The 22,906-nt window shown below is 67.5% G+C and carries 26 protein-coding genes and 1 tRNA gene; 14 read left to right on the top strand and 13 right to left on the bottom strand.

Translation table 11 applies throughout. The annotated features are described in order from the left end of the window. The first annotated feature begins 52 nt into the window (after positions 1-52). Genes grpE through rsgA form a run of 4 tightly spaced genes read left to right on the top strand, consistent with a single transcriptional unit; the run spans position 53 to position 3,237 of the window. Positions 53-802 (top strand): nucleotide exchange factor GrpE, encoded by a 750-nt coding sequence (grpE, locus tag ACWJI3_RS04850; RefSeq protein ID WP_480203047.1) that lies wholly within the window; start codon positions 53-55, stop codon positions 800-802. Then, the gene (dnaJ, locus tag ACWJI3_RS04845; RefSeq protein WP_094511184.1) at positions 802-1,914 is read left to right on the top strand and encodes a molecular chaperone DnaJ; all 1,113 of its coding nucleotides are present in this window, start codon (positions 802-804) and stop codon (positions 1,912-1,914) included. The genes grpE and dnaJ overlap by 1 nt, the downstream gene beginning before the upstream one ends. A gap of 22 nt (positions 1,915-1,936) precedes the next feature. Next, the gene (locus ACWJI3_RS04840) at positions 1,937-2,200 is read left to right on the top strand and encodes a sulfurtransferase TusA family protein (protein WP_255100476.1); all 264 of its coding nucleotides are present in this window, start codon (positions 1,937-1,939) and stop codon (positions 2,198-2,200) included. A gap of 2 nt (positions 2,201-2,202) precedes the next feature. Then, entirely contained in the window at positions 2,203-3,237 is a 1,035-nt protein-coding gene (gene rsgA / locus ACWJI3_RS04835) for a ribosome small subunit-dependent GTPase A (RefSeq protein ID WP_480203046.1), read from the top strand. On the opposite strand, the gene ACWJI3_RS04830 is transcribed toward rsgA, so the two are convergent. The 3 genes from ACWJI3_RS04830 to murC all read right to left on the bottom strand — a co-directional run bounded on the left by ACWJI3_RS04830 (position 3,212) and on the right by murC (position 6,005). Beyond that, the gene (locus ACWJI3_RS04830) at positions 3,212-3,547 is read right to left on the bottom strand and encodes a YbaB/EbfC family nucleoid-associated protein (protein WP_094511181.1); all 336 of its coding nucleotides are present in this window, start codon (positions 3,545-3,547) and stop codon (positions 3,212-3,214) included. The two genes, rsgA and ACWJI3_RS04830, sit on opposite strands and share 26 nt — an antisense overlap. A gap of 91 nt (positions 3,548-3,638) precedes the next feature. Continuing rightward, positions 3,639-4,559, bottom strand: coding sequence for a UDP-N-acetylmuramate dehydrogenase (murB, locus tag ACWJI3_RS04825; protein ID WP_480203045.1), 921 nt, complete (start codon positions 4,557-4,559; stop codon positions 3,639-3,641). A 3-nt stretch (positions 4,560-4,562) separates the two neighbouring features. Next, positions 4,563-6,005, bottom strand: a complete 1,443-nt coding sequence (murC, locus tag ACWJI3_RS04820; RefSeq protein ID WP_255100480.1) for a UDP-N-acetylmuramate--L-alanine ligase — start codon at positions 6,003-6,005, stop codon at positions 4,563-4,565. Between the two features lie 162 nt (positions 6,006-6,167). Here murC and ACWJI3_RS04815 point away from each other — a divergent pair, with 162 nt between their 5' ends. Next, a complete protein-coding gene (locus ACWJI3_RS04815; RefSeq protein WP_094511178.1) occupies positions 6,168-7,190 on the top strand; it encodes a type I glyceraldehyde-3-phosphate dehydrogenase in 1,023 nt (340 codons plus the stop codon). Between the two features lie 168 nt (positions 7,191-7,358). Here ACWJI3_RS04815 and thiL read toward each other — a convergent pair whose 3' ends face one another. After that, a complete protein-coding gene (thiL, locus tag ACWJI3_RS04810; RefSeq protein WP_480203044.1) occupies positions 7,359-8,402 on the bottom strand; it encodes a thiamine-phosphate kinase in 1,044 nt (347 codons plus the stop codon). Continuing rightward, positions 8,395-9,483, bottom strand: a complete 1,089-nt coding sequence (locus ACWJI3_RS04805) for a peptidylprolyl isomerase (protein ID WP_094511176.1) — start codon at positions 9,481-9,483, stop codon at positions 8,395-8,397. The genes thiL and ACWJI3_RS04805 overlap by 8 nt, the downstream gene beginning before the upstream one ends. 131 nt (positions 9,484-9,614) lie before the next feature. Between ACWJI3_RS04805 and efp the strand changes: the two genes are divergently transcribed. Together efp and accB are read left to right on the top strand one after the other, a co-directional pair. Next, complete coding sequence (efp, locus tag ACWJI3_RS04800) at positions 9,615-10,175, top strand: elongation factor P (protein WP_094511175.1); 561 nt, start codon at positions 9,615-9,617, stop codon at positions 10,173-10,175. 6 nt (positions 10,176-10,181) lie between these two features. After that, positions 10,182-10,670 carry an acetyl-CoA carboxylase biotin carboxyl carrier protein gene (gene accB, locus ACWJI3_RS04795; RefSeq protein ID WP_255100484.1) on the top strand — a complete coding sequence of 163 codons (489 nt, stop codon included), beginning with the start codon at positions 10,182-10,184 and terminating at the stop codon, positions 10,668-10,670. A gap of 48 nt (positions 10,671-10,718) precedes the next feature. Here the strand turns inward: accB and pdxA are convergent, their stop codons facing one another. Next, on the bottom strand, positions 10,719-11,735 hold the full coding sequence (pdxA, locus tag ACWJI3_RS04790; protein ID WP_094511173.1) for a 4-hydroxythreonine-4-phosphate dehydrogenase PdxA: 1,017 nt from the start codon (positions 11,733-11,735) through the stop codon (positions 10,719-10,721). Here pdxA and ACWJI3_RS04785 point away from each other — a divergent pair. Next, entirely contained in the window at positions 11,734-11,952 is a 219-nt protein-coding gene (locus ACWJI3_RS04785) for a hypothetical protein (RefSeq protein ID WP_094511172.1), read from the top strand. The genes pdxA and ACWJI3_RS04785 overlap by 2 nt on opposite strands. Before the next feature lie 33 nt (positions 11,953-11,985). On the opposite strand, the gene ACWJI3_RS04780 is transcribed toward ACWJI3_RS04785, so the two are convergent. Continuing rightward, complete coding sequence (locus ACWJI3_RS04780; RefSeq protein ID WP_255141019.1) at positions 11,986-12,942, bottom strand: Rossmann-fold NAD(P)-binding domain-containing protein; 957 nt, start codon at positions 12,940-12,942, stop codon at positions 11,986-11,988. A 34-nt stretch (positions 12,943-12,976) separates the two neighbouring features. Between ACWJI3_RS04780 and ACWJI3_RS04775 the strand changes: the two genes are divergently transcribed. Further along, positions 12,977-13,222: a serine protease inhibitor gene (locus ACWJI3_RS04775; RefSeq protein WP_480203043.1), complete on the top strand. Its 246-nt coding sequence runs from the start codon at positions 12,977-12,979 to the stop codon at positions 13,220-13,222. Positions 13,223-13,237: 15 nt separating this feature from the next. Here ACWJI3_RS04775 and ACWJI3_RS04770 read toward each other — a convergent pair whose 3' ends face one another. Further along, positions 13,238-13,654 (bottom strand): HNH endonuclease, encoded by a 417-nt coding sequence (locus ACWJI3_RS04770; protein ID WP_094511169.1) that lies wholly within the window; start codon positions 13,652-13,654, stop codon positions 13,238-13,240. Positions 13,655-13,915: 261 nt separating this feature from the next. Between ACWJI3_RS04770 and ACWJI3_RS04765 the strand changes: the two genes are divergently transcribed. After that, on the top strand, positions 13,916-15,460 hold the full coding sequence (locus ACWJI3_RS04765) for an SNF2-related protein (RefSeq protein ID WP_480203042.1): 1,545 nt from the start codon (positions 13,916-13,918) through the stop codon (positions 15,458-15,460). 103 nt (positions 15,461-15,563) lie between these two features. Here ACWJI3_RS04765 and ACWJI3_RS04760 read toward each other — a convergent pair whose 3' ends face one another. From ACWJI3_RS04760 to ACWJI3_RS04750, 3 genes are all read right to left on the bottom strand, one after another. After that, positions 15,564-15,959: a hypothetical protein gene (locus ACWJI3_RS04760; RefSeq protein WP_480203041.1), complete on the bottom strand. Its 396-nt coding sequence runs from the start codon at positions 15,957-15,959 to the stop codon at positions 15,564-15,566. Between the two features lie 16 nt (positions 15,960-15,975). After that, positions 15,976-16,542 carry a DUF6554 family protein gene (locus ACWJI3_RS04755; RefSeq protein ID WP_480203040.1) on the bottom strand — a complete coding sequence of 189 codons (567 nt, stop codon included), beginning with the start codon at positions 16,540-16,542 and terminating at the stop codon, positions 15,976-15,978. A 97-nt stretch (positions 16,543-16,639) separates the two neighbouring features. After that, positions 16,640-17,170: an AbrB family transcriptional regulator gene (locus tag ACWJI3_RS04750; RefSeq protein WP_255100712.1), complete on the bottom strand. Its 531-nt coding sequence runs from the start codon at positions 17,168-17,170 to the stop codon at positions 16,640-16,642. Positions 17,171-17,255: 85 nt separating this feature from the next. Between ACWJI3_RS04750 and ACWJI3_RS04745 the strand changes: the two genes are divergently transcribed. Together ACWJI3_RS04745 and ACWJI3_RS04740 are read left to right on the top strand one after the other, a co-directional pair. Next, on the top strand, positions 17,256-17,552 hold the full coding sequence (locus ACWJI3_RS04745) for a hypothetical protein (RefSeq protein ID WP_094511165.1): 297 nt from the start codon (positions 17,256-17,258) through the stop codon (positions 17,550-17,552). Between the two features lie 429 nt (positions 17,553-17,981). Continuing rightward, positions 17,982-18,203, top strand: coding sequence for a hypothetical protein (locus tag ACWJI3_RS04740; RefSeq protein ID WP_233132859.1), 222 nt, complete (start codon positions 17,982-17,984; stop codon positions 18,201-18,203). Between the two features lie 473 nt (positions 18,204-18,676). On the opposite strand, the gene ACWJI3_RS04735 is transcribed toward ACWJI3_RS04740, so the two are convergent. Together ACWJI3_RS04735 and ACWJI3_RS04730 are read right to left on the bottom strand one after the other, a co-directional pair. Continuing rightward, positions 18,677-18,748 (bottom strand) — tRNA-Gly (locus ACWJI3_RS04735). Positions 18,749-18,812: 64 nt separating this feature from the next. Continuing rightward, positions 18,813-19,964 carry a pyridoxal-phosphate-dependent aminotransferase family protein gene (locus tag ACWJI3_RS04730; RefSeq protein ID WP_094511162.1) on the bottom strand — a complete coding sequence of 384 codons (1,152 nt, stop codon included), beginning with the start codon at positions 19,962-19,964 and terminating at the stop codon, positions 18,813-18,815. A 53-nt stretch (positions 19,965-20,017) separates the two neighbouring features. Here ACWJI3_RS04730 and cbiD point away from each other — a divergent pair, with 53 nt between their 5' ends. Together cbiD and guaA are read left to right on the top strand one after the other, a co-directional pair. Beyond that, entirely contained in the window at positions 20,018-21,163 is a 1,146-nt protein-coding gene (gene cbiD, locus ACWJI3_RS04725; protein ID WP_480203039.1) for a cobalt-precorrin-5B (C(1))-methyltransferase CbiD, read from the top strand. Positions 21,164-21,270: 107 nt separating this feature from the next. Continuing rightward, positions 21,271-22,848 (top strand): glutamine-hydrolyzing GMP synthase, encoded by a 1,578-nt coding sequence (gene guaA / locus ACWJI3_RS04720; RefSeq protein ID WP_480203361.1) that lies wholly within the window; start codon positions 21,271-21,273, stop codon positions 22,846-22,848. Positions 22,849-22,906: the final 58 nt, after the last annotated feature.

Below are 22,906 nucleotides of genomic sequence, written 5' to 3'. Positions count from 1 at the left end.
AGGCACGCGTCACCCTCCAACATGTTGGTGTCAGATCTGCGATCCAGCCGGCATGAGTGGCGAAGCCTCTTCCTTCTCCCAGGATTCTGAGGCCCCTGCGGAGGCACCTCAAGCGGCCTCCACGGAGGCCAATGTCGAGGGTCTTGCCAGCGAGGCGAATGAATTGATCACGCAGCTCGAAGCCTCCGCGGCCTCGGCCGACGCCTCCCCCCAGGCCGATGCCATCGGTTCGGAGGCCGGTGGTCCCGAGCAGCGGATTCAGGAACTGGAGGCGACGCTCAGCAGCCTCCAGGCCGAGCACGAGGGCGTGCGCAGCCAATACATGCGCATCGCCGCCGACTTCGATAACTTCCGCAAGCGCCAGAGCCGCGATCAGGACGAGCTGCGCCTGAAGATCACCTGCTCCACGCTCGCGGAGATCCTGCCGGTGGTCGACAATTTCGACCGGGCGCGCCAGCAGCTGGACCCCCAGAACCCCGAAGCCCAGGACGTGCATCGCAGCTACCAGGGGCTCTACAAACAGCTGGTCGATGTGTTCAAGAATCTGGGCGTCTCGCCGATGCGCGTGGAGGGAGAGCCGTTCGACCCCAACCTGCACGAAGCCGTGCTGCGGGAGCCCAGCGACGAGGTGATGGAGGACGTGGTGATCGCCGAACTGCAGCGCGGTTACCAGCTGGAAGGCCGGGTGATCCGTCATGCTCTCGTGAAGGTGTCGATGGGCCCCGGTCCTGCCGGTGGGCCCAACGCCGCCAACGCCCCGCACGGGGACACTGAACCCATGGCCGGCGCGGATCCGAGTTGATGGCCGATTACTACGACCTTCTGGGTGTCAGCCGTGATGCCGACGCCGACACCCTCAAACGTTCCTACCGCCGGCTGGCGAGGCAGTTCCACCCGGACATCAACAAGGATCCCGGCGCCGAGGAGCGCTTCAAGGAGATCGGGCGCGCCTATGAGGTTCTGAGCGACCCCCAGACCCGCGCTCGCTACGACCAGTTTGGTGAAGCGGGTGTGTCCGGCGCCAGCGGCGGCCCCGACATGACGGATATGGGCGGCTTCGCCGACCTGTTCGAGACCTTCTTCAGCGGTTTCGGAGGGGCCGGCGGTGCCAGTGGCCCACGCCGCCGTGGCCCGCGCCAAGGCGATGACCTGCGCCTTGATCTCACGATCGGTTTCAGCGAGGCCGTGTTCGGGCAGGAGCGCGATGTCCAGATCCGCCACCTGGAAACCTGCGCCACCTGCGAGGGCAGCGGCGCCAAGCGGGGCAGCGGGCCCACCACCTGCGGCACCTGCTCCGGATCCGGCCAGGTGCGCCGTGCCACCCGCACCCCATTCGGCAGTTTCACGCAGGTGGCGCCATGCCCCACCTGCGAAGGCACCGGCCAGGTGATCGCCGATCCCTGCGGCGATTGCGGCGGCCAGGGGGTGCAGCAGGTGCGGAAGAAGCTGCGCATCACCATTCCAGCCGGCGTCGATTCAGGCACCCGGCTACGGGTGACGGGCGAGGGCAACGCGGGCCAGCGGGGCGGTCCGGCCGGTGACCTTTACGTCTACCTGTTCGTTCAGGCCCACGACCACCTGCGCCGTGAAGGCATCCACATCCAATCGGATGTCACGATCAGCTATCTCCAGGCGATCCTCGGCGACAAGATCGAAGTCGACACCGTTGATGGTCCGGAAACCCTGGAGATTCCTGCTGGCACCCAGCCCGGTGCCACGCTCACGCTCAACAACAAAGGGGTGCCGCGGCTGGGGAATCCCGTGGCCAGGGGGAACCATCACGTCACCGTGAAGGTGCATATTCCCACCAAGCTCTCCAGCCACGAGCGGGAGTTGCTCGATCAGCTCGCCGGTCACCATTCCGGCAAGGAACACCCGCACAAGAGCGGTCTTTTCGGGGGACTGTTCGGGTGAGGGCCGCCGCCTGCCCATCACCATGAAGCCCGCTGATGCCTCCACTGCTCCCGCGCCGGCCCAGTGCCTTGACCTGCGCGGCACACCTTGCCCCGTCAATTTCGTGCGCACGAGGCTGGCGCTTGAAAAGCTGCCGCCCGGTGCCTGGCTTCAGGTCGATCTTGACGCAGGCGCCCCTGAGTTACTGGTGAGCGAGGGCATCCGCGAAGAGGGGCATGAGGTGCTGCGCATGAAGCCCACCGATGGCGCCGGGGCGCGTCTGCTGATCTGCCGCGACGGGGCCTGAGCGTGGAGCAGGAGCCGGTCACCGGCCGGGTCGTGGCTCTGCAGGCCAATTTCTGCAGGGTTTGGCTCGATCGGGCCGGCCCTGACCATCAGCTCGAACTGCTGTGCGTGCGGCGCACCCGGCTGGGCAAGAGCGGCCAGCAGGTCCATGTCGGCGATCAGGTGAGCCTCGATGGAATCGACTGGGCCGCCGGTCGCGCTGCGGTGAGCCGCCTGTTTCCTCGCGGCAGCCGGCTGGAGCGGCCCGCCGTGGCCAACTGCAGCCGGTTGCTGGTGGTGGTGGCGCTGGCGCAGCCCGAGCCGGATCCCGTCCAGATCACCCGCTTTCTCCTGGCGGCAGAGGCCACCGACCTGCAGGTGGAGCTTGTGCTCAGCAAGGTTGACCTGGTGCCCCGCCCCGTCCTGGAGGCGTGGCTGGTTCGCCTGAAGGGCTGGGGGTATGACCCGATCGGCCTGAGCGTGGCCACAGGTGAGGGGCTCGAGCTGTTGAGGCAGCGGCTGGTGAAACCGGGTATCACCGTGCTGTGCGGCCCTTCCGGCGTGGGCAAGAGCAGCCTGCTGAACGCCCTGATTCCAGCGCTTCAGCTGCGGGTGGCTGCAGTGTCCGGGCGGTTGCAGCGTGGCCGCCATACAACGCGGCACGTGGAGCTGTTCGCGCTGGGATCCGAGGCCCTGCTCGCCGATACGCCGGGATTCAACCGGCCGGATCTGCCGCTCGATCCCACCCGGCTGGCCGCGTTGTTTCCTGAAATGCGAGAGGCGCTGCGCTTGGGTGCGTGCCGGTACCGCAACTGCTTGCACCGCGGCGATCCCGGTTGCTGCGTCGGCACTGACTGGGACCGTTACCCCCACTACCTGCAGGCCCTGGAGGAGTTGTTGGCGGCCGGTGGCTCAGGGCCAGCGCGCCGTACGCAGGAGCCGGATGTTCAGGCACAGCGGACCGAGGTGCGGCTGGATCGCCGGCAGCGCCAGCCTTCTCGCCGCCGGCTGCGGCAGAGCCAGCAGGAAGGGCTCAGCCCCCCATCCCCGTCAGATTGAGCCCACCGGTGAGCTCTTCCATCCGCTCCTTCATGGTCGCGGTGGATTTTTCGTAGGCGGCCCGCAGCGCTTCGAGGGCGGCGGCTTCGGTGGCTTCGGCGCCGCAGGCCACAAGTTCGGGAGCCAGCCTGACCCGCAGGGGCTGTTGATTGCCCGAGAGCCACACGCTGGCGCGGCCGTCCTCACTGGTGCCCTCCAACTCCATGGCATCCAGTTCGTCCTGCAGTTTCTGGGCGTCCTGCTGGATCTGCTGCGCCTTGCGGAACGCTTCGGTGAGCTGGCCGAAGTTGGGAAGACCGAAGCCTGCCATGGGGACGATGTCGTGGGGCCACAGCGTACGTGGGCCGCCACGGTCGTTCAGCAGCACCTCTGGAACGGCTTTCCTCCCGCCGACACCCTGTTCAATCGGACATCGTTGCCGGATCGAAGCTGCCCAGGCGCTTCACTTCCGGGTGGAGCTCCAGGCCATGGGCCTGACGCACCCGCTCCTGCACCCGTTCGATCAGGCGGTTGATCTGAGCGGCGGTGGCCTCCCCCGTGTTGACGATGAAGTTGGCGTGCATGGGCGACACCATGGCGCCGCCCACCGTGCATCCCTTGAGGCCGAGTTCCTCGATCAGCCGGCCCGCCTTGAGCGGTTCCGGGTTGCGGAACACGCTTCCGCAGCTGGGCAGGTGGTAAGGCTGCGTTCCGGTGCGGCTCTGCAGATTGGCGCTGGTGCGCCGGTCGATCGCACGCGGATCATGGCCGGCGCTCAGCTGGAACCGGGCCGAGAGCACCAGCAGCGGCTCCTCCTGCAGGCGGCTGTGGCGGTAGGCGAACTCCAGGCTCGACGCCGGCAGGATGAAGGGAACGCTGCCCGGATCCGGCGCCACCACGGTGATGTCGCGCAGCACTTCTGCCGTGCAGCCTCCCTGTGCACCGGCGTTCATCGCCACAGCACCCCCCACGGTGCCCGGGATGCCCACGGCCCATTCCAGCCCGCTCAGGCCCGCCCGGGCCGCCCGGCGCGCCAGGGTGGGAATCGGCTCTCCCGCTCTGGCTTCCACCAGGCCCGTGCTGGCGTCCAGCTGGCTGCCCTGGAGGCGGCGTGAGCAGAGGGTCAGGCCCGCCAGGCCGCTGTCGCTGATCAGCAGATTGGAGCCCGCGCCGATGAGGCGCCAGGGCAGACCGCGCTCCCAGGCCCAGCGGGCCATGGCCTGCAGTTCTTCCTCACTGGAGGGTTCCCCGAACCATTCGGCGGGGCCGCCCACCTTCCAGGTGGTGTGAGCGGCGAGCGGCAGCTGGGCGCTCAGGTTGGCCGGTGGTTCGCCGCCCGCCATCCCTCAGGCAGCCAGGGGTGTGACGACAGCGGCGCCGGGCAGGGCCTTGAGCCGGTCCCACAGCCCGTTGACGTCCCCGGCCCCCATCGCCAGCACCAGATCACCGTCCTGGCTCAGCGTCGCCACGTCCTGGGCAAGGTGCTGCATGTCGGCTGCCACACGCACCTCAAGGGCAGGGTGCAGCGCGGCGATGCGCTCCGCCAGCGATCCGCTCGACACCCCAGGGAGTGGCGCTTCGCCGGCGGCATACAAGGGCGCCAGCAGCACAGCATCGGCCTGGCCGAGGGCCTGGGCAAACGCTTCGCCGAATTCCGCCGTGCGGCTGTAGCGATGGGGCTGGAACACCGCCACCACCCGCCGCGGCACCGCCGGCAGCGGGCTGCGGCCGGTGCTCACCATCAGCCGCGCCATGGTCAGGGTGGCATTCACTTCGCTGGGATGGTGGGCGTAGTCGTCGACCACCAGACGCCCCTGCCAGCTGCCGCGGAAATCGAAGCGGCGGCCGGGAGCGCTCAGGGAGGGAATGGCCTGGCTGAGCGCTTCGAACGGCACCCCTTCCAGCCGGCAGGCGGCCAGGGCGCCGGTGGCGTTGCTGAGGTTGTGACGCCCGGGCAGCGGCAGCCGGAACTGCCCCACCTCTGTGCCCTGCTCGTAGAACGCGGCCAGGGTGCCGTCCCCCTCTTCCGCCACAGCGATGGAGGCGAAGTCGGCTCCGTCCGCGCTCTCGATCGACCAGCAGGCGCTGGGCTGGAAATGCTGGTGCAGCACCGGGCAGTCCCGGTTGGTCAGCAGCCGGCCGCAGCCGGAGGCGAATTGCTGCAGGGTGCCGATCAGGGCCTCCAGGTCGGCGTAGTGGTCGGTGTGGTCGAGTTCGAGGTTGGTGATCACCCCCAGGCTGGGCCGAAACTTGACGAGCGAACCGTCGGATTCGTCGGCTTCCGCCACCAGCAGCCTGCCGTTGCCCACCCGGGCGTTGCTGCCGAAGCCTGGAACGATGCCGCCGATCACGGCCGTGGGGTCGTTCGCGGTGGCGGCCAGCAGGGTGGCGACCATGGTGCTGGTGGTGGTCTTGCCGTGGCTGCCGGCGATCGCGATCGCGTCCTGGCTGTTGATCAGGGCCGCCAGCACATCGGAGCGGTGCACCACTGACAGACCCACGCGGCGGGCTTCGACCAGCTCGGGATTGCTCTGGGGAACGGCGGAGCTCACCACGATCTGCGGATCGGCCGCGGCTGTGGTGCGGATCGCCTCGATGGTGGCGGCGCTCTGCTCCTGAAACACCCGCACACCCCGGCGGCGCAGGGCCTGCAGCACGCTGTTGTCGCGGGGGTCGGAGCCGCTGACGGAAAAGCCCCGCTCCACCAGGATCTCAGCCAGGGCGGACATGCCGATCCCGCCGACACCGATGAAGTGCAAAGGCTGCCCGCGATCGACCAGCAGTCCCAACGGCGTCTCCAGGATGAACCGAAACTTAAGCGGCAGGATCCCCGCTTGTCCCTGCTGAGACACCTTGTGGCACCCGGCATGGCTCCCGTGGGGGCAGGGGCGCCATTTCTGTATGATCGGCAGCCAAAACCTCCCTTGTTAGCGGGTTTGCCCGCTGTTGCCATGGCTTTGCGTGTTGCGATCAATGGATTTGGCCGGATTGGTCGCAACTTCATGCGTTGCTGGCTGAGCCGCGGCGAGAACACCGGCATCGAAATTGTCGGCCTCAACGACACCTCCGATCCGCGCACTAACGCACACCTGCTTCAGTACGACTCCATGCTCGGCAAGATCCGGGACGCCAAGGTGAGCCACACCGATGACGCCCTGATCGTCAATGGACGCACCATCAAGTGCTTCTCCGACCGCAACCCCCTGAACCTTCCTTGGAAGGAATGGGGTGTGGATCTGGTGATCGAAGCCACCGGCGTGTTCATCGACAAGGAAGGGGCAGGAAAGCACATTCAGGCCGGTGCCCGCAAAGTGCTGATCACCGCTCCCGGGAAAGGTGATGGCATCGGCACCTTCGTGGTGGGTGTGAACGCCGATCAATACACCCATGACGGCTTCGACATCATCAGCAATGCCAGTTGCACCACCAACTGCATGGCTCCGATCGTCAAGGTGCTCGATCAGGCCTTCGGCATCGTCAAAGGCACGATGACCACCACCCACAGCTACACCGGTGACCAGCGCATCCTCGATGCCAGCCACCGTGATCTGCGCCGGGCCCGCGCTGCTGCCATCAACATCGTTCCTACCTCCACTGGCGCTGCCAAGGCTGTGGCTCTGGTGTATCCCCCGATGAAAGGAAAGCTCAACGGCATCGCCCTGCGGGTGCCCACCCCGAACGTGTCGGTGGTCGACCTGGTGCTGGAGGTGAGCCGCGGAACAACCCGCGAAGAAGTGAATGCGGTGCTTGAGGAATCGTCACGGAACGGCATGAAGGGAATCATCAAGTATTCCGATCTGCCGCTGGTGTCCTCTGACCATGCCGGCACTGATGAATCCACGATCGTGGACGCTGACCTCACCCTGGTGATGGGCGACAACATGGTGAAGGTGATCTCCTGGTACGACAACGAGTGGGGCTACAGCCAACGCGTTGTTGATCTGGCCGAAGTGGTGGCCCGCAACTGGGTCTGATCCTCCCGTTCCTCATTCGCCCGGATCGCCCTTCTTCCGAATCGGGCCGTATTGCCAACTGAATCGGGTCTTCCTGCACGGCCTCTCCTGAGGGGGGGTTCGCAGGGAGCCCCTTTTTTGTGGGGCCGCCGCCACGCTGGTTTGCCCGGCCACGTGCTCCGGCACGCTTCAGCCGAAGTGCCGGAACCCGGCTGGGCCCTGCAGTGGCTCCTCTGTTCCCTGCCAGAGCAGCCGTCCTGTGCCGGCCACCAGCCGGCCGAGGCAGTGCACCCCCGGCAGGCAGCCCTGCAGGCGCTGGGCCCACCGCTCCGGCAGGGCCAGCACCAGCTCGAAATCTTCTCCGCCGCCGAGGCACCAGTCGGTGGCCTCCCGCAACGGCGCCATGGCCGGATCGATCGGCAGGGCTGAGCGATCCAGCAGCGCATCGCAGCCGCTGGTGCGGGCGATGGCAGTGAGTGCCGCCGCAAGCCCATCGCTGCTATCGGTGCCGCCCACCCGCCAGGGATCCCCGGGGGGCTGGCTTTGCTCCAGAGCCGCCACCACATCAAGACGCGCCTGAGGGCGCCGGTGTGCTGCGATCGCCCGCTGCCGCAGGTCTTCAGGCAGGTCGGTGGCGGCGATGCTGCCGGTGATGAGCCCGTGCAGCGGCTGCTCCAGCAGCAGCGCCAGGCCCAGGCGGCTGAGCCCGTGGAGACCACTGCACACCAGCACGTCACCGGCACGGCCGTCCTGCCGCCGGATCGGCCCCTGCGGGCCCAGCCGGCCCAGGGCCGTCACCGCCAGCAGGCGCTCGCTGCCGCTGCTGCAGTCGCCCCCGAGCAGCGGCGCGCCGGTGGTGGCCAGCGCCGCGGTCAGGCCGCCGTACACCCCTTCCACCCAGGCCCAGGGGGTGCGGGGTGGGGCCACCAGGCCCACGGTGAGCCCCACCACCTCACGGCAGCCCATGGCGGCCAGATCCGACAGGTTGGCGGCGGCGGCACGCCAGCCCAGATCGCCAGGGCCCATGGTGGCGTCGTTGAAGTGCACCCCCTCCACCAGCACATCGGTATTGACCACCAGCACCCCGCCAGCGCGCTCCTCGATCAGGGCGGCATCGTCATCGAACTGGCCCGGCGGCGCGAAGGCCCGCAGACGCTCGAGCAGTCGCCATTCGCCCAGATCGCCGAGCGTGGGCGTGGAGCCCTCGCCGCAGGCGGCCGGTGGCTCAGGCATGGGGCCGCAGGTTCTCGGCCCCCTCCAGCACCGTGGCCTTGACGATGCCGTCATCGGCGGTGAGTTCTTCGAGCACATCAAAGCCGTCGGTGACGTAGCCGAAGGCGGCATAGCGCCCATCGATCAGGTTCAGCCCAGCGGGGGTCAGCTCGGCTTCGAACAGGAAGAGGAAGAACTGGGAGGAGCCGTCGTCGAGGGCTTCATCGGAATGGGCCCAGCCCAGGGTGCCCTTGGTGGCGAAGGGCAGGGTCGGGGTGGCCTTGAACAGGCCCAGGTCCTCGAAGGTCTGGTTGTAGAAGGGGGCCGCTTCGCCGGGTACCTTGATCTCCAGGGGCACCGGGCGGTTGTGCTGTGTCCTGGGATCCACGAAGCCGTCGGCGGGACCGGCGGGATCGCCGGTCTGGAGCACATAGAAGTCTTCGGCCCGGATGAAGGGCAGAGCGTCATAGAAGCCCCGCTGCACAAGATCCACGAAGGCCCCCGCAGTGATCGGCGCGTTGTAGCCATCCACCACGGCAGTGAGATCGCCCTTGGTGGTGGTGAGTCTCACGGTGGCCCGGCCCAGCAGCCGCGGCAGGTCGTCGAAGGCGGCAGGAATGGTGAATGGGAACGGACCCACCAGCTCGGCCTCGGCGGCGCCGATCCGGCTGAGTGCCTCGCGGCGGGCATCCAGGAAGGCCTCCCGGTCCTGGCGCTCAGCTGCTGTCGCCATGTCCTGGAGGGATCCTTGCAACTGTTCGAGCAGGGCTTCCGCCTTGTCGCGGTCCGCCGGGTCGAAGCTGTCGAGCAGACCCACACGACGGGTACCCAGCAGCGACTGGGAGCGGCGCACCACATTGGTCAGGGCGCTCCAGCGCTTGGCGCGCAGGTCGTCGCTGGTGCTTTCGAGCCGGTGCTGGAGATCCTGCAGATCGGTGGCTTCGATCGGCAGCGCATCCCGCAGCAGGGCAGCGGGATCGGTGACGGCATTGCCTGGGGGTAGGGCTGCAGCGACAGGTCGGGGCGCCGTCAGCCCCGTCGCTGCGCAAAGCACCACGGCCAGGAGCAGGGCCCACAAACCACCGACCCGGGTCCTCCGCATCTGTCCGTCTGCCGTTTTCCGGACTTTGGCACAGCCGGCCGGTCCCGTTCCATCCGGCGCTGTCGCTGCAGCCGCACGGCGGGGAGGGGCCGAAGGGCAGCCGTACAATCCCGCTGACCCGTTCCCTCGGAATGATCTCCAGCAACGACTTTCGTACAGGCACCACGATCGAGCTGGATGGTCAGGTCTGGAGGGTCGTCGAGTTTCTGCATGTAAAGCCCGGTAAGGGTTCCGCGTTCGTGCGCACCAAGCTCAAAGGTGTGCAGAGCGGCAGCGTGGTGGAGAAAACCTTCCGCGCCGGCGAAACCGTTCCCCAGGCCCTGCTGGAGAAGTCCACCCTTCAGCACACCTACATGGAAGGCGACGACTACGTGTTTATGGACATGGGCAGCTACGAGGAAACCCGCCTTACCGCCAACCAGATCGGCGATGGGCGCAAGTACCTCAAGGAGGGCATGGAGGTCAATGTGGTGTCGTGGAATGGGTCCCCACTTGAGGTGGAGCTGCCCAACTCCGTGGTGCTGGAAGTCACCCAGACCGACCCCGGCGTCAAGGGTGACACCGCTACCGGCGGCACCAAGCCGGCGATCGTGGAAACGGGCGCCCAGGTGATGGTGCCGCTGTTCATCTCGATCGGTGAAAAGATCAAGATTGATACCCGCACCGACAGCTACCTGGGTCGGGAGTCCTGAAGCGCCATGCAACTCGACAACAACCAGCTCCACGCCCTGCTCACCTTCCTTGAAGGCAGCGACATCCAGGAGTTGAAGCTGGAGGGGGAGGATTTTCGTCTTGAGGTGCGCCGCAACCTGCCGGCCCCCAACCCCGTTCCTGCGCCTGCCGCCTACGCCCCGGTGGCGATGGCAGCCCCCGCACAGGCTGCGCCAGCCCCAGTCGCCCCCCAGCCCTCCAGCGCCCCGCCGGCAGCCGCTGCCGTGCGGGCCGATCTGGTGGAGGTCACCGCACCGATGGTGGGCACCTTCTACCGGGCGGCTTCACCGGGAGATCCCCCCTTCGTGGAGCTCGGCAGTGTCATTTCGGTCGGCCAGACCGTCTGCATCCTCGAAGCGATGAAGCTGATGAATGAGCTGGAGGCGGAAATGACCGGCCAGGTGGTGGAAATCCTGGTGGAGAACGGCACCCCGGTGGAGTTCGGCCAGGTGCTGATGCGCGTCAAGCCCGGCTGATCCGCGCTGGTGTCCAGCAGCCCCGCTCCGTACCCGCGCGGCTGCCGATCAGCCCAGGTCCCAGGCGGCGGTGAGCGCCGCCACCATGCTGTCGGCGCGGGCGATGCCAAGTCCGGCGATGTCGAAGGCGGTGCCGTGATCGGGGGAGGTGCGTAGGAAGGGCAGCCCCAGGGTCACATTCACGGCCGCATCGAAGGCGAGCAGCTTCACCGGAATCAGGCCCTGATCGTGATACAGAGCCAGATAGCCGTCCGATCCCTCACCGTCACCACGCCAGGCGGCGGCGGCACCCAGCCAGCAGGTGTCGGGCGGCACCGGCCCCACCAGCTCCACGTCCGGATGGCGTCGCCGCCAGCGGTCCAGTGCCGGCACCAGCCACTCGACCTCCTCCTTCCCGAGCTGGCCTGCTTCGCCGGCATGGGGGTTCAGGCCCGCCACTGACAGCCGCGGATAGGGCTTGAACCGCTGGCAGAAAGCCAGCAGAACGTCGAGCTTGCGCTCCACCAGCGCCCCATCGAGACAGCGCGGCATGGCCGCCAGCGGGATGTGCGTGGTGGCCAGCAGCGTGTTCAGACGCCAGGCGGTCAGGGGGGAGCGGGCTGTGAACAGCATCGAGGCCTCCACGCCGCCGGCCAGTTCCGCCAGCCGTTCGGTCTGGCCGGGGTAGTGATGGCCCGCTGCATGCCAGGCGTGCTTCGCGATCGGCGCTGTGGTGATGGCGCGGCAGCGGCCGCTCGTCACCAGCGCTGTGGCGGCGGTGAGCCAGGCGAAGCTGGCGGCACCACTGGCCGCTGAACCCTGGCCGGGCTGTGGCGCTACCTCCAGCGGCAGGTCCAGCACCTCCAGGCCGCCGGGGTCGGCCAGGGGAACGCTGCTCAGCGGCTCCAGGCGCCGGTGGGTGTCTTCCAGCCAGCGGCGGCAACCCACCAGCACCACCTCCGCTTGCCGATCGCCGAGCAGGGCCAGAGCCTTGAGAGCCACTTCCGCGCCGATGCCAGCCGGGTCACCGAGGGAGACGGCAATGGCAGCGGGCTTAGTCTCGCGCTGATGGGAGAGTGACGACATGTTTCGGTGGTTTCTGATCGGATTGGCGGTGGTCGGAACAGCCGTCGGTCTGGAGCGGGGCTGGGTCACCGTGGATGGCTGCCGCTTCATGCAGGACACGAAGCTCCCCACCCTCAAGAGCCTTCAACCGGATGCGGCCGGAGTCTGCCCCGAGCCCGGCGCTGACGCCTCCCCCGCCGACAGCCAAAGCATCGAACGGGTGTTCACCCGCCGCTGAACGGGCCCGGCGGAGTCGGCCGGAGACGTGGGCTCATGCGGCCTGATCGCCGTTGCCGCGCGCGGCCGTCCGGCGCTCTTCGGCGAGGGCCTCGCGAAAACCCTCGCGGTAGCTGGGGTAGCGCAGGGTGTAGCCCAGGTCATGGCAGAGCCGATGGTTGCTGGCGCGGCGATTTTCCACCCAGAAGCTGAGTGCCATCGGGCTCATGCCACCGCAGATGTCCTCAAACCGCTCCACGGTCGGCAGTTTGCAGTCGAGCAGATGGGCGGCGTAGCCCAGGCTTTCCGTTGAGGGGCAGGGGCGGTCGTCGGAGAGGTTGACGATCCGCGGGCGCCGCTGGGGCGGCAGGCCGATGCAGTGGATCAGCGCTCCCACGATGTCATCGACATGGACGCGGCTGAACACCTGGCCCGGCTTGTGCACGAGCCTGCTGGTGCCCTGCAGCAGGTTCTGGAAGGGGCAGCGACCGGGCCCGTAGATCGCCGGCAGGCGAAAGATCTGCACCGGCAGGCCACTGCAATCCCACGCCTGCTCACAGGCCAGCCGGGCGCGACTGCGCGACGCCCCTGGCGCGGGAGGAGTGGTCTCGTCCACCCAGCGACCGCCATGGTCGCCGTAGACGCCGGTGGTGGAGAGGTAGCCGATCCACTGCAGCGGCAGCTGGGCCAGCAGCGGGGCCAGATGTTCGAGCACCGGATCCTTTCCCTGCCCGTCGGGCGGGATCGTCACCAGCACATGGGTGATGCCGTCGAGCGCCTCGGCATCGGGCAACGCGCCGTTGTCGGGGTCAAAACTCAGCCAGCGCAGCGGCAGCGCGCTGCCAGCGGATCCCCAGGGGGTGAGCGCCTCCGGCTGGGCCGGCTGGCGGCGGGAGGTGACCGCTACCGGCAGCGCGTGTTCGGTGAGGGCCTGGGCGAACCGCAGTCCGCTGTAGCCACCGCCCAGCACCAGCACGCTGGCCGGCCGGCCATTGACATCACCGACCGTCATGAGTACACCTGTATCACATTCATGGCTTTCGTTGATGACCGCCTCCTCTCTCTCTAGCTCCCGCAGGGTGCCCGCCGGCCCCTTCGTGGCCCGGAGTCAGCGCCGCGCCGCGCTTCCCTCTGCCCGCACGGCCACCTGGAACACCGCTCTGGCCTGGGCTCCGGCCGTGCTCGCCCTCAGCCTGGTGCTGGTCGTCTCCGTGCTCGCCCCGGAAGCCCCGGAGCGGGAAGAGGGGATCTGCGTCCGCCACAACGGCCCGGTGGCCTGCCGGGTCTGGTGAACCGGCGAGGCGCGCTCAGGCCGCCTGAAAGGCCCAGTCCGTCCCCGCTGGAGTGGCTCCGGCATGGAGCGGAGGGCTGGAGCTGGGCTCCGGGTTGGCCCACTGGAGCAGCCGCACCGCCAGGCGTAGATCCCCATCCATCCAGGCACGGATCGCCATGGCCCGCCGCGGGTCGTAGAAGCGCTGACGCCGGTACCAATCGAAGGGATCGGCATCGCTTTTGTGGCCGTTGCAGGCCAGGCAGGCCGGCACGCAGTTCGCTGTCACGCTCAGGCCACCACGGCAGCGGGGCATCAGATGATCAATGGATTCGGAGCGATTGCCGCAGTAAATACAACGATTGTCAGTGTGTTTGTGGAGAGATTGACGCCAGCGCCTGACGCGAAGTTTGGGGCAGAGATCTTCAAGGAACACCGCATCTCTCGCGTGCATCCTGATGGCTCAGTTGCGGAGAGTTTGCCCCCACCTCAAGAGATGTCAATGTGTCGAGGATTGCTTTTTTCGGCCTTCAGCGCCAACGGTTGCCCGTCGCCCCGATTCGACTAAATTTGTCTTCGGCCCGCTTGCAGCGCCCCCGTCGCCAGCCGCTCTCCCGCCGTCAGCAGCTCTCCCTCGGTCAGCCGCTCCCTCGGACCCCGCACGGTTTCCGCCGCCACCTGTCTGCTGCGTCTCGGCCCATCGGGACAGATCGAGGTGGTCTCCCCCTTTGATCCCGTCACTCAGGCCCAGTTGCGCGCCGTGCGGCCCCGGGGCCAGTGGCAGGCGCGGCGTGGTTGCTGGGCCTTTCCGCTCGAGGCCTCGCTGGCCTTGCGCCAGCTGCTTGGCCAGCGCTTCCGGATCGATCCGGAGCTGGCGCAGTGGATGGAATGGCTGGAGCAGCCCCTGCCGCCCCTGCCGCCTCACCGCACTCTCGTGGCCCAGGCCGCCCTGGATCAGCCTCTGGCCGATGGGCGCCGTCTGTTCGCCCATCAGCGGCTGGCGGCGCGTTGGCTGCTGGCTCGTCGCGGTGCCCTGCTGGCCCACGCCATGGGCCTGGGCAAGACGCTCACGGCGTTGGTGGCGGCCCGGGCCATGGTCCGGGCGGCGGATTGCCGCATCGCCGTGGTGGCTCCAACCGCCCTCCATCCCCACTGGCGGCAGGAGGGCCTCTCCCTCGCCCTTGATCTGGAGCTGATCAGCTGGGCGGCCCTGCCGCGCTCGTTGCCGCCGGCCGCCACGGTGTTGATCGTGGATGAGGCCCATTTCGCTCAGAACATCCAGGCGGCGCGCACCCAGGCCCTGCTGCGGCTGGCCAGACATCCGCGGCTGCGGGCGATCTGGTTGCTCACCGGCACCCCGATGAAGAACGGCCGACCGGTTCAGCTGTTTCCGCTGCTGGCGGCAATCGGCCATCCCCTCGCCCAAGACCGGCACGCCTACGAGGAGCGGTTCTGTCAGGGGCACTGGAGCGAACGGGGTGGACGGCGCCAGTGGCAGGCGGTCGGAGCCGAGCGGCTCGATGAACTCCAGCGGCTGACAAGGCCGCTCGTGCTCCACCGCCGCAAGCAGGATTGCCGCGATCTGCCTCCAAAGTGCCGCCGCATGCTCCCGGTGGCGCTCGGGGAGTCCCAGGCGATGGCGTTCGAGCAGGAACTGGCCGCCAGGCTGGACGACTATCGCTGCCGGGCCGCCAGGGGTGAGGTGCGCCGCGATGCCGAGCCCCTCGCCATGCTCACCGCCCTGCGCCGGATCGGTGCCCAGCACAAGCTGCCTGCCGCCATCCAGCTGGTGGAGGCCCTTCTGCGCCAGGGGGAGGCCGTGGTGCTGTTCACCGCCTTCGTGGCCAGTGCCGAACAGCTGCAGGCCCGCCTGGGTGGGGCGCTGCTCACGGGTCGGCTCAAGGCGTTGGAGCGCCAGGCACAGGTGGATCGCTTCCAGGCCGGGGCGACGCCCTGCCTGGTGGCCACTTTCGGGGCTGGTGGCTTGGGCTTCACGCTGCACAGGGCCGCCCATGTGGTGCTGTTGGAGCGCCCCTGGACGCCGGGGGACGCGGAGCAGGCGGAGGACCGCTGCCACCGCATCGGCATGGCCGGACCGCTCACCAGCCATTGGCTGCAGCTGGGCGTGGCCGATCAGCTCGTGGACGGGATCATCGCCAGCAAGGCCGAGCGCATCACGCTGCTGCTGGAAGGCCGTCAGACGGCTCTGCGGCGCCAGGCGCTGCCGGCGATGGTGCGGCAGCTGATCGAGCGCTGGTGATCATGGCGCAGTCCTCGGTTTCCAGTGATGGCTGACCCGTGCCCCGCGAGCCGTGCCCAACGACCGTGATTGGTCAGCGTGGGGCGGGTCAGCACCGCCCTGATCAGGTGCCAGGCAGCGGTGCCTTCTCCTGGCAGCCCTCCAGCCGGATGCGGATGTCGATGGCCAGCTGGGAGTCCTCCGCTTGGTTGCCCTGTTGCCGCAGCAGCTGGGCGGCCCGTTCGATGTCCCGGCAGGCGGCCTCATGATCGCCCCCCAGGCTGTGCAGCACGGAGCGCTCGCTCAAGGGGCGGGGATCGGTGGGGAAGGCCTGCACCGATGCGTCACAGCGCTGCAGCGCCGCCGGCAATTCCGCCAGTTTCACCTCACGCAGGCAGTCGTCGTTGGCTGGCGCGTCGCCCAGCTCCGGCGGCGGCGCCGCCGCACAGCCGATCAACCCCAAGCCGGCCAGGGCGACCGTGGTGAGCAGGCGGATCCCCTGCAGCCGGTTCCTGCTCAAGTGCAGTGCAACACCTTCAATTGTTGTAGCGCTCCTCGCGGGTCATGCCCCCCTGGATCGGCACCGGCCCGCTGGAGGTGACGGCAGGAGCCGCAGGGGCAGGGTTCTCGCTGCCGAACAGCGCCCCCAGGTACTGGCCGCAATCGGGGAAGGCGTCCGGGTTGTTGACCACCGCCTCGGTGATCATCACGGCGCCGTGCTGCGGAGATGTCTTGAACAGGCTCGCGGATTGCCGCCGGATCAGGGCATAGGCCGCCGTCCAGCTCACCTCGTGGTTGTTGCCCGCCTTGCGCATGAAGCAGTACACCTGCGCGCCCTTGCTGCCTTGATCGGCAGGCAGCGCTGTGGTGGCCTGGCTCAAGGCGGGCGGTGGGATCGCCCCGGCCGTCAGCAGGGAACCAGCCAGCGTGAACAGACCTGCTGTGAGGGCGGTGCGGATGCGGCGAAAGGAGCTGGCTCGCAGAGCACCGGCTGGAGCAAGGCCGGACTCGGTGGCGCTGGCTTGCAGAGTGCCGGCCCGAACAATGTCTTGGCGAACAGTGTCTTGGTGAACAGTGGCGCGGCGAACAGTGGGGTGCTGCATGGAAGGGTGGAGGCGGGCCCGAGGCTGCTGGGCCCAACGTATCGGCCGTGCTTCGGCTGTCGAGGGGCCTCTGTGGCGGTTATGGCCAGGGCCGGGCTCAGCCCGATGACGAACCGCCCGTGCTGCCGAGCACCAGGCGCACGATCACAGGCAGCACCAGCAGCACAGTGATCAACCGCACGGCATGCAGGGCCGCCACGGCCGCCCCTACACCGAACTGCGCTCCCACCAGGCTCATGCCGCTGATGCCCCCCGGTGCTGCGCCCAGCAGGGTGATGACCGGATCCACGCCCAGCAAACGGCTCGACCACAACCCCACCACCAGGCCGGTGGCCACCAGGGCCACGGTGATCAGGATCGCCGGCCGCCACAACACACGCAGCTCCGCCAGCGCGGCACTCGTGAGCCCAGTGCCGATCACCGTGCCGATGCCGATCTCCAGAAGGGTGCGGGTTCCGGTGGGCCATTGGGCCACTTCGAGGCGCCCGCTCATGCTCGCCACGGCCGCTCCAAGCAGCGCGCCGGCCAAAGGGGCAGCAGGAATTCCGGTACGCAGAGCCAGTAGGCCCCCGGCCGTCCCGCACAGCAGATAGAGCACCAAAGTCGCTGGTGCAGCCATGAAGAAGATCCGCTGGTGGGATCCCTCAGTCTGAAAGACGACTTGAGCCCGCCGGGGATGTGTGTTGTCATCGGCGTTACCGACTTTGCCTGCGATGACGACCGAATCGGTGTCTTTCCGGATCACGCGAACCGCCGAGGATCTTGCCCAGACGGTGGCCGCCCTTTCCCATCGGCTGGTGAAGCTGGAACAGCGGCTTGGCGCCCTTGAAACGGCGATCCAGCGGCCTGAGTCGCCGGACCAGGCTCAGCTCGATGCCCTCGACCACGTGGAAGCGCTGCTTCAGGACTGCCGGCAGCTGCTTGATGAGCCAGGTCCCCAGGCGGAGCCGGTGGCCGAAGTGTTCCTGTCATCGGCACCCGAGCCGCAGAGCTACCGGGACGCCGCATAGCTCACCTTCTCTCGATGCACTGGCCAGGGGTGGCAGAATGAAAAGAAAGCGAACATGGCTTTCACCTATCCCGCTTGCCCCCTGCCACGGCCCCTCGGGTCGGCTGGGCTGAACGCCACCGGAACCTCCGCCTCCCGCACGTTCCCTTCCTGCACACCCCCTTCCGCTTATGTGGAGCGGGGTCACCAACGCGAAAAGCTTGAATTCGCCCTTGCTGTGGCGGTGAGCCGGGGTGATCAGTCTCGCGTGGAAGCCCTGAGATCGCAGATTGCCGATCTTGTCGACGAGGGAGAAGAGCCTGGAACATGAGCGTTTGGCGGCAGGCCCAGCCGTATGGCGGTCGGCAAAGCTGTTACTTTTCGCTGCGGCAAGAACTCAGGCAGCTCTGCTCGAAACCCCATACACTTGCGCTATTCATGATCTCCGGTTTTGACAGTCGTCGCTAAAAGCATGGCGGTGAAAGCAGTTTCGCATGAGCAGCGTTCTGCCCTCCTTCAAGAGATCAGCCGCCATGAGTCTGCTGCCAAAGCGGCAGCGCAAGAGGGTGATCTGGCTGAATCTGCGCGCTGCATTCTGCTGCTCCTCGACTGCGAGCGTCGTGTGGGTGGCCTTGGCCCCCAGGTGTTGCAACTGATCAAACCCCGCGCCTGAGCCTGCACCCCCGCCTGGGTCAGCGGGCACCCTGCCGATCACGGCCTCATCCGGCCTGGCCTTCCCCAGGCAGGTGTTGAGCCAACGCCCTGGCGCTGCCTGCCTGGTGTGACGGCCTCACGGTCTGCCGCGCAAGGGTCAATGCCGCACCGCCCCTGCGCAGCGTTATCAGATCCGGCAAATGCCACAAGGGTTCCGGCGATGCTGGATAGGACCGGCAGATGTGAGGAACCAGTCCTGATCCGCAGACGGGCACCCTGCAGGTCGTTAGGGGGAAGGCGGAGAGTGCTTGAGAGCCTCAATCCAAGTGCTGCCAGGCGGTTGGGTGGCTTCCGATCAGCCAGGGGTGCGATTCATTCGCTGCACACGCTTCACTTCAATGCCCCATCATTGGGCGATATGCTTGGAGCTGAAGCAGCTTCAGCAGTTAAGTGCTAAAAAAGCTAAAATCAATTCAAATTGAAAATCTTTCAAGCGGGTGACCGGATTCGAACCGGCGACGTTCAGCTTGGGAAGCTGACATTCTACCACTGAATTACACCCGCATTCCTGCAATGTAGCAAGGTGCCGGAAGGCGGCCTCCTGGAAGGCCGCCCCGCACGCTGCGCCTCAGCGGGCCAGCTCGGTGGCAGCGGCTGCCATGCCGGCTCCCACGGTGGCTGTGGCCATGCCCATCTCCTGCAGGGTGGCTTCGATCGCCGCCACCGCCGTGAGCACATCCCGGTCGCAGACGAAGCCGAGGTGGCCGATGCGGAACACCGAGCCCTTCAGGTGGTCCTGGCCGCCGGCCAGCAGGATGTCGTAGCGGGCCTTCACTTTCTTGCGCAGCACTTCCGCGTCGATGCCGCTGGGTGCCACGGCGGTGATCGAGGGGCTGCCATGGCCCTCCGCCGCGTACAGCGGCAGGCCGATCGCCTTCATGGCCGCGCTCACCGCGCGCCGGTGGCGTTCATGCCGGGTGAAGATCGCTTCCAGGCCTTCGCTCTGCATCATGTCGAGGGCGGCCTCGAGCGCGAAGTAGAGGTTCACCGGAGGGGTGAACGGATTGCTGTCCTGGGCGGCCGCTTTTCGATAGGCGCCGAGGTTCAGATAGAACTTGGGCAGGTCGGAGCGCTGCTGTGCCTGCCAGGCCCGCTCGCTCATGCCCACGAAGCCCAGACCGGGCGGCATCATGTAGCCCTTCTGGGAGCCCGAGCCCACCACGTCGAGGCCCCAGGCGTCCATGGGCACGTTGCAGGCCCCCAGGCTGGTGACACAGTCGGCCACAATCAAGGCCTGGCCGTGGGCATGCACGTGCCGGGCGATCGTTTCCAGGTCGTTGATCACGCCCGTCGAGGTTTCCGAGTGGGTGAGGATCACCGCACGGATCGCTTTGTCTGTATCCGCCTCCAGCGCCACACGGAAGGCGTCCGGATCCAGAGGCTGGCCCCATTCGGCCTTGATCACCTGCACATCCAGCCCGTAGGCCTTCGCCACCTTGACCCAGCGCTCACCGAACTTGCCGTTGTCGCCGCAGATCACCTTGTCGCCGCGGCTGAGGATGTTGATGATCCCCGCCTCCATCGCCGCCGTGCCGCTGCCGGCGAGCACCAGCACATCGCTGCTGGTCTGATGCAGCCACTTGAGCTGCGCGGTGGTGCGCTTCACGATCGCCTGGAAATCGGCGCTGCGATGGCCGATCGGGTGGCGGCTCATCGCCAGCAGGACGGTCTCCGGCACCGGCGTGGGACCGGGAATCATCAGGGTGAGCTTGTCCTGCATGGGGAGTGGAAACGCGGGGGCGCAGCGGCACAATCAACCACCTTAAAAAACGGATGGTGAACGCTTCACCCGGCTACACCCTGCCGGTGTGGGTGACGGCGGCGGCGTGTGCCGCCGTGCAGGCGCTCCAACGGGCGGAAGCTGGCCCTGCGGCTGCCTTCGAGGGCCTGCAGACACTGGAGTTGCTCGAGCCGCCCGGGCTGCGGCCGGTGCCGGTGGAAGCGGCGGCTCCGATCGGGCCAGGCCGAGCTCTCGGCATCAGTCGCTGCGACCCCGGCGCCGGCCTGGATCTCACCCGTGGCCTGGCGGTGTGGGTGGTGGCCTGCTGGATCCAGCCGCCGCCGGCCGGCGGCTCGTGCTTCGTGCTGGAGGCCGGCGAAGGGGTGGGGGTGCATGGCGCGACGGGCGACCTGTGTGCCTCCGCCTATGCCCGTGCCCTGCTGGAGACGAACCTGCGGCCCTTGGTCGGTGCCGGCCGGGCGGTGTGCCTGCGGCTCGTGCTTCCTGAGGGCCGGGCCCTGGCGCTGCGCACCAGCAACGCGGCCTTCGGCGTGGTCGACGGACTGGCGCTGATCGGCACCCAGGCGGAGGTGCAGCACAGCGCCGCTCCCGATCAACTGCAGGCCTGCCTGGCGGCCCTGGCGGCGCGCACCGCCACGGCCGGCTTCAACGGTGATCTCGTGCTTGTGATCGGCGAAAACGGCCTCGATCTGGCGCCCAGCCTGGGGCTCCCCGCCGGGCTGCTGCTCAAGGCCGGCAACTGGCTGGGGCCAGTGCTGGTGGCGGCGGCGGAAGCGGGAGTGCGCCGCCTGCTGCTGTTCGGCTACCACGGCAAGTTGATCAAGCTGGCCGGTGGGATCTTCCACACCCATCACCATCTCGCCGATGGCCGCGCCGAGGTGCTGACCGCCCTGGCGGCCCTTGAAGGTCTCAGCGGTGAGGCCCTCGGCCGCCTGCATGGTGCCGCCACCGTGGAGGCAGCGCTGAGCGAACTGGTGGCGGTGGACCCTGCCCTGGCCCAGCGGCTGGAGCGGCGCATCGCCGCGGCCATTGAGCAACGCAGCATGGCCTATCTGGCCCGCTACGGCAGTTTCCCCATGTGCGTGGGGGCCGCGCTGTTCGACCGCCGGCGCCAGCTGCGTGTGTGCGGACCTCAAGGCCAGGAGTTGCTGGAGGCATTCCGGCACCCTCTAGGGTGAGTCCCTCAGGCCTGGCGGCCCATGCGGGGCCTTGCTCCGGGGGCAACGCATCCGGCCAGCCGCCGATCAAGAAGCGTTCCGGTCGTATGTCTCAAGCTTCACAGTCGCTGGAACAGCCGGAGAGCCAGCGCCACCCGGCGATCGTGATCCTCGATTTCGGATCCCAGTATTCGGAGCTGATCGCGCGCCGTGTGCGGGAAACCGAGGTGTATTCCCTTGTGATGGGCTACGCCACCAGCGCCGATGAGCTGCGCGAGCTGGCCCCCAAAGGCATCATCCTCAGCGGTGGCCCCAGCTCGGTGTATGCCGAAGGGGCGCCTGTGTGCGATCCGGGCCTCTGGGATCTGGGCATTCCGGTGCTCGGGGTCTGCTACGGCATGCAGCTGATGGTGCAGCAGCTGGGCGGCAACGTGGTGGCGGCGGGGCGCGGAGAATACGGCAAGGCACCGCTTCAGGTGGACGATCCCACCGATCTGCTCACCAACGTGGAAAACGGCTCCACGATGTGGATGAGCCATGGCGATTCGGTGGAGACTCTGCCGCCTGGATTCGCGCGGCTGGCCCATACCAGGAACACGCCGGAAGCGGCAGTGGCGGATCATCGGCGCCATCTTTATGGCGTGCAGTTCCATCCCGAAGTGGTGCACTCCACCGGTGGCATGGTGATGATCCGGAACTTCGTTTATCACATCTGCGGCTGCGAGCCAGATTGGACCACCAGCGCCTTCATTGAAGAAGCCGTGGCCGATGTTCAGGCCCGTGTCGGCAGCAAACGGGTACTGCTCGCCCTCTCCGGTGGCGTGGATTCCTCCAGCCTCGCCTTTCTGCTGCACAGGGCGATCGGGGACCAGCTCACCTGCATGTTCATCGACCAGGGCTTCATGCGCAAAGGGGAGCCTGAATTCCTGATGGAGTTCTTCGATCGCCAGTTTCATATTCGCGTGGAATATATCAATGCCCGTGATCGTTTCATCGCCAAGCTCAAGGGCATCACCGATCCGGAAGAGAAGCGCAAAATCATTGGTGCCGAGTTCATCCGTGTGTTTGAGGAGGAGAGCAAGCGACTCGGCCCCTTCGATTACCTCGCCCAGGGCACCCTCTATCCCGATGTGATCGAATCGGCCGGCACCGGCGTGGATCCCAAGACCGGCGAACGGGTGGCTGTGAAAATCAAGAGCCACCACAACGTGGGTGGCCTACCCAAGGATCTGCAGTTCAAGCTGGTGGAGCCTCTTCGGCGTCTGTTCAAAGATGAGGTGCGCAAGGTGGGCCGCAGCCTCGGCCTGCCCGAAGAGATCGTGCGCCGCCATCCCTTCCCGGGGCCTGGCCTGGCGATCCGCATCCTGGGCGAGGTCACGGCCGAGAACCTCAACATCCTGCGCGATGCCGATCTGGTGGTGCGCGAGGAGGTGCGGGATGCAGGGCTCTACCACGACATCTGGCAGGCGTTTGCGGTGCTGCTGCCGGTGCGCAGCGTTGGTGTGATGGGCGACAAGCGCACCTACGCCTATCCGATCGTGCTCCGTTGCGTGTCCAGCGAAGACGGCATGACGGCCGATTGGTCGCGCTTGCCCTACGACCTGCTGGAGAAGATCTCCAACCGCATCGTCAATGAGGTGCGGGGCGTGAACCGGGTGGTGTACGACATCACCAGCAAGCCTCCCGGCACGATCGAGTGGGAGTGACAGCCGGCTGAAGGCGCCTCCGGCGGCGTTCTTTTGTCTGGTCTGGGTCTGGTCTGGC

Source organism: Marcopretia estuarina LEGE 06307 (genome assembly GCF_056633115.1).
Note: the sequence above shows the minus strand (reverse complement) of the source record. Positions and strands in the feature narration are given on the sequence as shown.

Excerpts from the sequence above, each read along its gene's own strand:
- ACWJI3_RS04785 (WP_094511172.1), top strand. The coding sequence starts at position 11,734 with ATGTTTCGGTGGTTTCTGATCGGATTGGCGGTGGTCGGAACAGCCGTC.
- cbiD (WP_480203039.1), top strand. The coding sequence starts at position 20,018 with ATGGTGAACGCTTCACCCGGCTACACCCTGCCGGTGTGGGTGACGGCG.
- efp (WP_094511175.1), top strand. The coding sequence starts at position 9,615 with ATGATCTCCAGCAACGACTTTCGTACAGGCACCACGATCGAGCTGGAT.
- ACWJI3_RS04840 (WP_255100476.1), top strand. The coding sequence starts at position 1,937 with ATGAAGCCCGCTGATGCCTCCACTGCTCCCGCGCCGGCCCAGTGCCTT.
- grpE (WP_480203047.1), top strand. The coding sequence starts at position 53 with ATGAGTGGCGAAGCCTCTTCCTTCTCCCAGGATTCTGAGGCCCCTGCG.
- ACWJI3_RS04755 (WP_480203040.1), bottom strand. The coding sequence starts at position 16,542 with ATGCAGCACCCCACTGTTCGCCGCGCCACTGTTCACCAAGACACTGTT.
- ACWJI3_RS04745 (WP_094511165.1), top strand. The coding sequence starts at position 17,256 with ATGACGACCGAATCGGTGTCTTTCCGGATCACGCGAACCGCCGAGGAT.
- accB (WP_255100484.1), top strand. The coding sequence starts at position 10,182 with ATGCAACTCGACAACAACCAGCTCCACGCCCTGCTCACCTTCCTTGAA.
- ACWJI3_RS04780 (WP_255141019.1), bottom strand. The coding sequence starts at position 12,942 with ATGACGGTCGGTGATGTCAATGGCCGGCCGGCCAGCGTGCTGGTGCTG.
- pdxA (WP_094511173.1), bottom strand. The coding sequence starts at position 11,735 with ATGTCGTCACTCTCCCATCAGCGCGAGACTAAGCCCGCTGCCATTGCC.
- ACWJI3_RS04775 (WP_480203043.1), top strand. The coding sequence starts at position 12,977 with ATGACCGCCTCCTCTCTCTCTAGCTCCCGCAGGGTGCCCGCCGGCCCC.
- dnaJ (WP_094511184.1), top strand. The coding sequence starts at position 802 with ATGGCCGATTACTACGACCTTCTGGGTGTCAGCCGTGATGCCGACGCC.
- ACWJI3_RS04830 (WP_094511181.1), bottom strand. The coding sequence starts at position 3,547 with ATGGCAGGCTTCGGTCTTCCCAACTTCGGCCAGCTCACCGAAGCGTTC.
- ACWJI3_RS04805 (WP_094511176.1), bottom strand. The coding sequence starts at position 9,483 with ATGCGGAGGACCCGGGTCGGTGGTTTGTGGGCCCTGCTCCTGGCCGTG.
- murB (WP_480203045.1), bottom strand. The coding sequence starts at position 4,559 with ATGGCGGGCGGCGAACCACCGGCCAACCTGAGCGCCCAGCTGCCGCTC.
- ACWJI3_RS04770 (WP_094511169.1), bottom strand. The coding sequence starts at position 13,654 with ATGCACGCGAGAGATGCGGTGTTCCTTGAAGATCTCTGCCCCAAACTT.
- ACWJI3_RS04730 (WP_094511162.1), bottom strand. The coding sequence starts at position 19,964 with ATGCAGGACAAGCTCACCCTGATGATTCCCGGTCCCACGCCGGTGCCG.
- thiL (WP_480203044.1), bottom strand. The coding sequence starts at position 8,402 with ATGCCTGAGCCACCGGCCGCCTGCGGCGAGGGCTCCACGCCCACGCTC.
- ACWJI3_RS04815 (WP_094511178.1), top strand. The coding sequence starts at position 6,168 with ATGGCTTTGCGTGTTGCGATCAATGGATTTGGCCGGATTGGTCGCAAC.